A 1,278-nucleotide genomic window follows, 5' to 3' on the forward strand; every position below is an offset into this window, starting at 1 on the left:
CAAAGTGGACAGGCGTGACCGCTCTCGAAATGCCCTGATGCTGTTGCCGAACTGCCGCGCATGTCGGCGCGTGGCTCACCAAGTACATCTTTGCTCTCCTGATTGGCTGCCCCCAACCCGCCTTATCGCCGATTGTTCCTGGAAGAAGGCTCTGCTGGTTTCCGCTCGCCGGAACTTTGCAATGGGACGTAGGTTAGGGCGCTTGACGCCGATGCTTTGAAGGGTCTCGATGATGACCGGCGCAGCACCGTTTGGGCGAAGCCCGCCACGGGCAAAGGGAGATATCGAGGCCGGGCGCGAAGGGGGTCAAGAGCCCGGGAATTAGCGAGGCCATAAGCGGAGTTGCGCCCGCCCCAGATCGAGACGGCTCGAGGACGAACTTGGGCAGGCCAACAAAAAAGAGGGTGCCATTGACGAGCACCCGAAATGCGGCCCCAATCGGATCACATCGTTCGTACGGGGATTCGCATGAACCGATTTCTCTTCGTGATCGCCGACTTTCTATCCCGACCGCCCGGCTTCTATGTGCTAATCGCCGCGATGATAGCCTGCACTGCGATGGTTCCGTTCGGGCTCACAAACGTAATCACCTATGCGCTCTCAGTGGCTGCGATAGTGATTACCGGCGTCGTGCTGATCCAGGGCTATCGCGACACTGCTGCCATCCATGCGAAGCTCGATGAGATCATTGTTGCATTGAAGGAAGCGAGGAACAATGTCGTCGGGCTGGAGCACGCCGAGCCTGAGGAGATCAGGGCCCATTTGGCGCGGCTTGAATTGGAAGCCGCGGCGGCTGATCAAGAAGCTGAGCACGAGGGAGTCGCTGGCAGCGATACACTGGACGGAATTCAACGTGGTTTGTCCAAGGCCTCGCCGGCGGCTGCCAAGCGCAACGAGGTGCGCCGGCAGCGGCGAGCGCAGAAGCGCTGAGATCAGAGCGAAAGGTTAGCCCGGCCCCGATCAGGATGCTTGCAGCACTTCCTCGACTTGTGGCGTCACGGGTGCAGAATTAATGACGAAGGTGTTCGAGGTCAGGTCGCTAGTAGATCGGATGATGATGCCCTGCTCTCTTAGTCGGGTAAACGTCGCCCTCGCGATGCGCACTCCGGTTTGCTCGGCCAGATCGTCCAACATTTGCGGGTCGATTGCTTTTTCAACCTGCTCGGGCCGAACGGGCCGGTTTGATCCCCTACTTACCCACGAATTAACCTGGTCGCCCGCACCTGCATTCCTGAGGCGGTCCAGGATGTCGCCGAGGCCGCCGGGGGAGCCAGCGCT

Annotated in this window: 2 protein-coding genes; one reads left to right on the plus strand and one right to left on the minus strand. The window is 60.0% G+C overall.

What is annotated here, in order from left to right:
* Positions 1 to 468 precede the first annotated feature (468 nt).
* Positions 469 to 930 (plus strand): low affinity iron permease family protein, encoded by a 462-nt coding sequence (locus E5W70_RS32410; RefSeq protein WP_292665434.1) that lies wholly within the window; start codon positions 469 to 471, stop codon positions 928 to 930.
* A gap of 30 nt (positions 931 to 960) precedes the next feature.
* Here E5W70_RS32410 and E5W70_RS32415 read toward each other — a convergent pair.
* On the minus strand, positions 961 to 1,278 hold a 318-nt coding region (locus E5W70_RS32415; RefSeq protein ID WP_292665436.1), incomplete at its 5' end, for a YidB family protein.

Source organism: Mesorhizobium sp. (genome assembly GCF_005063415.1).
GTDB lineage: Bacteria > Pseudomonadota > Alphaproteobacteria > Rhizobiales > Rhizobiaceae > Mesorhizobium.

Bases quoted from the DNA above. Each gene is read 5' to 3' on its own strand.
- E5W70_RS32410 (WP_292665434.1), top strand. From the start codon at position 469: ATGAACCGATTTCTCTTCGTGATCGCCGACTTTCTATCCCGACCGCCC.